Source organism: Methylomagnum sp. (genome assembly GCF_054333355.1).
Window position 1 is genome coordinate 1 of record NZ_JBTEKS010000184.1, and the last position, 8,539, is coordinate 8,539.

An 8,539-nucleotide genomic window follows, 5' to 3' on the forward strand; every position below is an offset into this window, starting at 1 on the left:
GCGGGCGGCGTCATCGACGTGAGCGGCGGGGCACGGCGCACCCTTAAGCGCAAGATCGAAGCGGGCGATGCGGGCGCCATCAAGCTGGAGGCGGCGGGCATCGACGGCTCCGACTTGGCGGTGAACGGCACCGTGTCGGGCTACGCGGTGGCGGGCGGGCGGGGCGGCGCGTTGTCGCTGGTTTCCGATCAAATCGTCCTCGGCGATGCCCCGGCCTCGTTGGAAGGCGGGGCGCGTCCCTTGGTCATCGACCCCAAATTCTTCAACCTGGGCGGCTTCGCCCATTATTCCCTCGCCTCCAACAAGAGCGGCGTCTCGGTCAGCGACGGCGCGGAAATCACCCTGAGCGTGCGGAACCGGATTCTCGATTTGGGGCTAGAGGACCAAGCCAGTGGCGCGGACTTACGCGATTTCAGCCATATCGGCCTATTGCCCGAAGCCACCCGGCAAGCCGCGCAACTCGACCTCACTTTGGCGCAACGGGTCGGCCAAGGCGGCAGGGACGCCGCCGTGACTCTCGGCCAAGGTGCCCGAATCGCCACCGACGCGGGCGGCGTTTTCAAATTCGCTTCCGACACCAGCATCTTCATCAACGGCACGCTGGACGCCCCGGCGGGCAGCGTGGCTTTAACCGTCACGCCGCCGGTGGGCGCGGAGCCGGGCTTCCTGCCCGACCAGGGAATATGGCTGGGTTCTGGCGCGTCGCTGGACGTGGCGGGCGCGGCCTTGCTGCGGAACGACAAGCTGGGCCAGACCGTCGGCGAGGTCTTGCCGGGCGGCGCGATTGCGCTGCACGCGGATCGCGGTTTCATCGTGGCGGAGCCGGGTTCGCGGCTGGATGTGTCCGGGACCGCCGCCGCGCTGGACCTGCCGAAGGCCGGGCCGAATGGCGCCCTCGCCACCGAACGCCGCACCGTGGCCTCGGCGGGCGGCAAGCTCGACCTGCGGGCGGCGGAAGGCGTCCAGCTTTATGCCGACCTTCACGGTCAGCCCGGCTCGGGCACCGGGGCGGCGGGCGGCGAGTTGTCGCTGGAATTGAATCCCCGCACCCGCAGCGAGCCGGACGAAATCGTGCCGGGCCAATTGCCGTTCCCCAAAGTGCCCAGCGTCATCGCGGTGTCGCAAGCGTCCGGCTTGGCGGAGACGCCGGTTCAGGGCGAAGCGGTCCCGGCGGGGCAATACGGTCAGGCCATTGTGGACGCCGACCGGGTGGACAGCGGCGGCTTCTCGGCCCTGACCCTGCGGACGCCGGACAAAATCGAATTCACCGGCGACGTGAGTTTGAAGGCGGAACGCAGCTTGGTTCTGGACGCGCCCGTCTTGGCCTTCAAGCCAGCGGGCGAGACCAGCGCGGGCACGGTGTCCGCCAAGGCCGCATACATAGCCTTGGGCTCCAGCCAAACCCGGCCCGGCGCGGCGGCACCCTCGTCCGGTGGCGGCGGGCTAGAAGTCTCGGGCGGCACCGTCGATTTGATTGGCACCGCCGCCCTGCAAGGCTTCGGCGCGGCCAGCGTGGCGAGCGCGGGCGATTTGCGGCTGATCGGCGTTCGGACCAGCCAGCAGCAGCGGGATTTCCTGGGGGAATTCCTCGTCGCGGGCGACATCACCCTCAAGGCCGACCAGCTTTATCCCAGCACGCTGAGCGATTTCCGCGTCGCCGTGCAGGGCAACGCCGACGGCGTGCTGAGCGTTGAACCCGGCGACGGCGCGGGTTCCACCGTGCTATCGGCGGGCGGCAAGCTGACGCTGGAAGCGCCGAACATCGTCCAGGGCGGCACGCTGAAAGCACCGCTCGGCGAAATCAACCTCAAGGCGACGGACAGTCTGCGGCTCACCGACGGCAGCCTCACCTCGAACTCGGCGCAAGGCGCTGTGATTCCGTTCGGACGGACCCAGGGCGGCTTGGACTGGATTTATCCCTTGGGCGAACAAAATCTGGTCTACACCGCCCCGCCGGAAAAGAAGCTGGCCCTGCAAGGCCAGGCTGTGCAACTGGAATCCGGGGCGGTGGTGGACACCTCCGGCGGCGGCGATTTGTACGCCTTTGAATTCGTGCCGGGACCGGGCGGTTCCGCCGATTTGCTGGACCCGGCCAATGCGCGGTATCAGGAAACCTACGCGGTGCTGCCCGAACTCAAAAACGGCGTGGCGCCCTATGATCCGCTGGAATTCCCCGGCGCGGGGCTGCAAGTGGGCGACAGCGTTCATCTGGCGGGCGGCGGCGGACTCAAGACGGGCACTTACACCTTATTGCCCGCCCACTATGCCTTGCTGCCCGGCGCGTATCTGGTCACGCCGGAAGCCAACACCACCGACCTCGTGCCCGGCCAAGGCTTAAAGCGCGGCGACGGTGCCCCCATCGTGGCGGGCTATCGCCGCGTGGCGAACACCGACATCCGCGCCGCGCGGTGGAGCGGCTTCGCGGTGGAGAAAGGCGACGCGGCGCGGCTCCGGGCCGAATATTCCGGCCATCGTGCCAATGAGTTTTTCGCCGCCAAAGCGCAGGAACAAGAGCGACCCGCCCCCTATCTGCCCCAGGACGCGGGCGCTCTGCTCATCGCGGCGCAGACCGGCCTGAATCTGGATGGCCGCGTGACCGCCAAGCCGGCGGACGGCGGGCGCGGCGGTCGGCTCGACCTGGACGCCGCCAATATCGCCATCGTTCAAAACGCCCCGGCGGACGGTGCCCTGAGCGGAGCCGAAGTGGGCGGAGCGGGCGTCGTCACCCTGACCGCCGACAGCCTCAACGGGCTGGGCGTGTCCAGCATCGCCATCGGCGGCGTCCGCAGCGCCGGGGACGGCGTGACCGTGGTAAAGACCGACGCCTCCACCATCCGTCTGGAATCGGGCGCCAAGCTCGTCGGGTCCGAATTCATCCTCACCGCCAAGCAGGACATCAGCCTAGCCGACGGCACGGGCGTCATTGCCGGGGGCGAGGCCGAAGCCAGCGCCACCCAAACCGTGTACTCGGTGGACGGCGACGCCGCGTTCCTGCGGGCGTCGTCGTCCGGTCAGGCGGATTTGAAGCGCAGCGGCGTCTCGGGCAAAACCGGCTCCATCAACATCGGCGCCGGGGCGACGGTCTCGGCGTCCGGCTCGATGATCGTGGACGCCACCGCCGACACCCGGCTGGAAGGCACGCTGGAAACCCAGGGCGGCTCCGTGGCCTTGGGCGCCAGCCGCATCAGCCTGGGCGAAGTCACCGGCGCCACCGGCGGCTTGGCGCTGAACTCCGCCGAACTGGCCGGACTCGCGGTCAACGAATTGATCTTGAGCAGCGGCGGCGACATCAGCCTATTCGGCGCGGTGGATTTGGCCCCTAAGAATTTGGTGCTGCGTTCCGGCGCTTTGCTAGGGTTCGCCAACAATGGGCGGACAGCCAATATCAAAGCCGACGCGGTGCGTATCGAAAACCCGCTGGCCGCCAGTTCCGACCGGCAGGCCGACGGCACCGGCGGTCTTGCCGTGTCCGCCAAGTCCGTGGTGTTCGGCGAAGGCGATTACCGCCTGCAGGGCTTCACCAGCGCCGGTTTTGAAGCCAGCGGCGCCATGAGCGGCGACGGCGCGGGCCAGCTCACGGCGCTGGCCGATGTCAGCCTCAAAGCGGGCCGCGTGACCGGCGGGAAAGGCGCGGCCACGGCCATCGACGCCACCGGCCACCACGTCACCCTTCAATCCGTCGCCAACGCCGACCCCGCGACCGGCCCGGAAGCCTTGGGCGGGCAATGGTCCATCACCGCCGACGGCATCCGCCAAGCGGGCACGATCTCCGCGCCGTCCGGCGTGGTCCGGCTGAACGCGCTGACCGGCGATGTGCTGCTGGCGAGCGGCTCGAACATCGACGTGTCGGGCCGCGTCCTCAACTTCGGCGGCCCGGCGCTGGACTCCGACGGCGGCGCGATTCAGTTATCCGCCCAATCCGGCAATGTAATCCTGGAATCCGGCGCGAATCTCAAGCTGAGTGGGCAGCAAGGCGGCAGCCTGAGCGTGGCCGCGCCCAACGGCAATTTCAGCCTGGCCGGAACCGCCGACGCCAAGGGCGGCACACGCGGCGGGCGCTTCGATTTGGATACCGGAAGCTTGCCGAACGGCGGCGAACTGGGCGGACTCGGGGCCACGCTGGCGGCTGCCGGGTTCAGCGATGAAATTCAGCTTCGGGCGCGCACTGGCGATGTGAGCCTGTCCGCTGGCAACACGCTGGAAGCCCGCTCCATTGAGGTCACGGCGGATCAAGGCAAACTTACCATCGCGGGCACGCTTAACGCCCAAGGCGCGGGCGCGGCGGTTGATCTTCGTTCTGGCGGCGAACTGCGGCTCTCGGGCACGGCCAATTTACAGGCGCAAGGCACGCCGGACCAGGGCGGCAAGATTAGCTTGGACGCGGCGGACAGCCCGGCGGGGATTGTTCTGGACTCGGGCGCGACGCTGGACTTACGCGCCGCCGACGGCGCGGCCAACGGCACGCTGAGCCTCCGCGCCGCCCGGACCAGCAACGATGTGGCGGTGAGCGGCGACCTGAAATCCGCCGTGACGGGCGCGAAGGAAACCACCGTGGAAGCGGTGCGTGTCTACACCGGTAAGGGCACCATCACGGCGTCCGACACCGCGACTTGGAAAGCGGACACCGACGCCTACATGGCGAACGCCGCCGCCATCGAAACTCGCTTGGGTTTGCCGGGTGGCTTGCGACCGGGCCTGGAAATCCGCAGCCCCGGCGATTTGATCCTGACGGCATCCGGCTGGGATTTGGTGGACTGGCGCTACGATGGGCGGCCCGGCGTGCTGACCCTCAAGGCGGGCCGGGATTTGGCGATCAACGGCAAGCTGAGCGACGGCTTCCGGGACGATCCCAACGGCATCGACCTAGCGTCCCTACTAGGGACAGGCCGGACCATGCCGGTCAAGGACATGCTGCAAACGGGCCAGTCCTGGAGCTACCGGCTGGAAGCGGGCGAGGACATCACGGTCGGCTCCGGCGTGGCGGTGCGTACCGGCACGGGCGACATCCGCGTCACGGCGGGCGAGGACGTGGCCTTGACCGACGCCGGTTCGGCCATCTACACCGCTGGGCGTCCCACCGACAGCCAGCGCTACGGCGGCTTCAAGCCGGGCTTCGTGGCCTTCCAGTTCTACGGCGAATACCCGGTCGAAGGCGGCGACATCGCCATTTCCGCCGGGCGGGATGTGATCGGCGCACCCACCGGCCAGTTCTTCGACGGCTGGCTGGTCCGCACCGGCAACTGGACCCAGAACGCCGATCACACCGGCGAAACGCCCACCGCTTGGGCCGTCGCCATCGGCGGGCCGACCGGCTCGGGGCAGCCTTCGGGCGACTTCCGGCAGAACATCGGGGCGCTGGGCGGTGGCAATGTGACGGTCAACGCCGGACGCGATGTGGCGGCGCTGTCCGTGGTCATCCCCACCACCGGCAAGCAGACCGGCCAAGTCGCCAAGCCGGACAATGCCTCGGACACCGGCTTCTTGAGCAACGAAATCACCGTGTCGGGCGGCGGGAACCTGGCCGTCGCGGCGGGCGGCGATGTCATCGGCGGGACGTTCTACACCGGGCGCGGCACGGGCGGCATCACGGCGGCGGGTTCCATCACCGGCGTCGGCTCGCCGGGCGGGTTGGGCGTGGTGTTGGGTTTGGGGGATGCCAGTTTCAGCCTGCAAGCCGGGCACGACATCAGCCTGGGCGCGGCCCTCAACCCGACGGTCATCAACAGCGCCCGCGCCCGCGACTTCTTCTTCACCTATTCGGCGGATAGCGGCGTGAGCCTACGAGCTTTGTCCGGCGATGTGGAATTGCAGAACAACATCGGCGGCTTGATCGACACGCTGAACAGCCTCAGAACCACCAGCGCCCAGCTTACCTTCCCCGGTGCCACACAGAGCGCCCTGAGCGTCTATCCGGCCTCGCTGGACGTGGCGGCGCTGCAAGGCAGCGTGGTGTTCGACCGTTCCTTGGTGACGTATCCCGCGGCGACCGCCCGCTTCAATCTGTTGGCGGGCGTCGATGTGACCACCGGCCAGGTTGGCGACAACGTGAACATCACGATGTCGGACGCCGATCCCTCCTTGCTGCCCAGCGCCGCCTTTCCCGCCACCAGTTGGGAGGACGCCGCGCAGCGCTTGCAACCGTTCGGCGATGCCAATTTGATTCACGCCCAAACGCCCGTGCATCGCGGCGACACCGACCCGGCGCGGATTCATGCCGCCGGAAACATCGTCTCCGCCGATCCGCTGCTGTTCTCGCTGCCCAAGGCGGTGGAGGCGCGGGCCGGGAAGGATTTGCTGGACGTGAGCTTCCAGGTTCAGCACCCCGACTATGCCCTGTCCAGCTTCGCCGCCGGGCGGGATGTCCGCTTCACCTCGCCCCGCAACGCCCAGGGCAATCTGGTCAACCTGACCCGCGAAATCCAGGTGTCCGGGCCGGGTCAGGTGTGGGTGACGGCGGGCCGCACGATTGATCTGGGCGCGTCCGAAGGCATCTACACCATCGGCAACACCAGCAACCGGGCGCTGGCCGAGGATGGCGCGTCGGTGTCGATTCTGGCGGGCATGGGCGACGTGGCCCACTTCGACGAGTTCGCCCAAAAGTATGACCCGCTGTCCGAGAAGTACGCAGGTCTCTTGACCGACTACATGCGGAAACGCACCGGCGACGGCACGCTCGACGTAGCCAGCGCGGCGACGGCCTATCAAGCCCTGCCGGAAGCGCAGCGGCGGGAATTCTTGTTGGCGATGTTCTTCGGCGAAATCCGCGCCGCCGCTTCGCTGGCCGCCCGCACGGGCGAAGCCTCCGCCTATGACGCGGGCTTCGCGGCCATTGAGGCGCTATTCCCCGGCGCGGGCGAGAAAGAATCGCGATACCGGGGCGACTTGAAGCTGTTCTTCAGCAAGGTCCACACGGTGGACGGCGGCGACATCAACCTGTTGGTGCCGGGCGGCGACGTGAACGCCGGTTTGGCGGTGGCCTTCGCCGGGTCCAAGCCCGCCAGCGATCTTGGCATCGTGGCGCAGCGTTCCGGCGCGGTGAATGCCTTGGTGGACGGGGATTTTTTGGTCAACCAGTCCCGCGTGTTCGCCATGGATGGTGGCGACATCACCCTGTGGTCCTCGAACGGCAACATCGACGCCGGACGCGGGGCCAAGTCCGCCATCGCCGCGCCGCCGCCCATCATCAGCTTCGACGAGCTAGGCAATTTGAAGGTGGAATTCCCGCCGGTCGTCTCGGGTAGCGGCATCCGCACCGCCGCCAGCACCGCGCCCCAGCCGGGCGACGTGTTCCTCGCGGCGCCGCGTGGCGTGGTGGACGCGGGCGAGGCCGGTATCGGCGGTAACAACATCACCATCGCCGCCACCGCCGTGATTGGCGCGAGCAATATCGACGTGGGCGGCAGTTCGGCGGGCGTGCCCAGCGCCAACGTGGCGGTGCCGGTCGCGCCCGCCGGGGCGGCCAGCGCCGCCGCTGCCGCCACCCAGAACGCCCAGCAGACGGCCTCGAACAACAACGACGGCGAGCAAGCCGACAAGCGCAAGCAATTGGCCGACGCGGCCCGGCTGACGCCGCTCAATGTGGAAGTGTTGGGCTTCGGGGAATGCAGTCCGGCGGATGTGAAGAATGGCGCGCCGGGGTGTGGGTGAGTGGTGAGTGGAAAGGCCGGGACATTTTCATTCCGAGCCTACGGATAGCCATGCCGTGGGAGTGGGCTTTAGCCCGCGGCCATTGCTCGGAGCGTAGGATAAAGCCCACTCCCACAGCCCATACTCACGCCCGACGCCGCTTCGGAGCCAAAATGCCGGGCACGGGAATATATGCCCGACCTACCCGGCTTTTTGGATAACCGGGCAGGTTTATTGGTCCACTTTTATGTTGGGAGCCGTTTTTTAGATAGGCTCCGGCCACAAGGAACGAAGGATTACCCAAACGGACGAGAGGTATGAACATGGAAAAGTATCTTGCTGCCGCCTTATTCCTCGCCTCATGCGCGATGACTTTGCAAACGGAAGCGCAAGCCAGCACGTTGACGGGCACGGTTCAAATGATTCGGGTCAACGCCGGATCGGGGGAATCCGTTCGCGTGGGAGTACAAATATCCGGGGACACCGACTGCCCATTAAACAACTGGTTTGCTTTTGAACGTGCCGATACCGGCGTTTCGAAGCTATGGCTCGACCTCGCCACCACGGCCTTTCAGACCGGCAAACAGCTCACGATCACCGGCACGGGCACCTGCGACGAATGGGATGTCGAGGGCGTCTCCAATATTGACCTGCATAGCTGATCTTGATCAGCGTATTTTCATTTTGAATTGACCGCATCCATGTAGGCCGACTCGGTTTTTAAAACCGAGTCGGCTCCGCTACCCCCCGCCACTTCTGATACGGCGAATCTATCACGGCCAGCGGCACGGGGATTTTGGTGTTTCTGTGGGTATTCGCGTGGCAGCAAAGCGGTGGACTCCAAACCGCCGAACTGGCCGTCCACGATTCGCTGCTTGGCCAGCGTCCCGCCCATTCGCGCCAGGAGCCGCCG

At 67.2% G+C, this 8,539-nt stretch carries 3 protein-coding genes; 2 read left to right on the forward strand and 1 reads right to left on the reverse strand.

Annotated elements, in window-relative coordinates:
- Window positions 1-18: 18 nt before the first annotated feature.
- Both ACXWUF_RS13930 and ACXWUF_RS13935 read left to right on the forward strand, forming a co-directional pair.
- Window positions 19-7,647 carry a filamentous haemagglutinin family protein gene (locus tag ACXWUF_RS13930; protein ID WP_458503291.1) on the forward strand — a complete coding sequence of 2,543 codons (7,629 nt, stop codon included), beginning with the start codon at window positions 19-21 and terminating at the stop codon, window positions 7,645-7,647.
- A 302-nt stretch (window positions 7,648-7,949) separates the two neighbouring features.
- Entirely contained in the window at window positions 7,950-8,288 is a 339-nt protein-coding gene (locus ACXWUF_RS13935; protein ID WP_458503292.1) for a hypothetical protein, read from the forward strand.
- Between the two features lie 17 nt (window positions 8,289-8,305).
- On the opposite strand, the gene ACXWUF_RS13940 is transcribed toward ACXWUF_RS13935, so the two are convergent.
- Window positions 8,306-8,539, reverse strand: a 234-nt coding sequence (locus tag ACXWUF_RS13940; RefSeq protein WP_458503293.1) for a hypothetical protein, incomplete at its 5' end; no start/stop codon positions are given.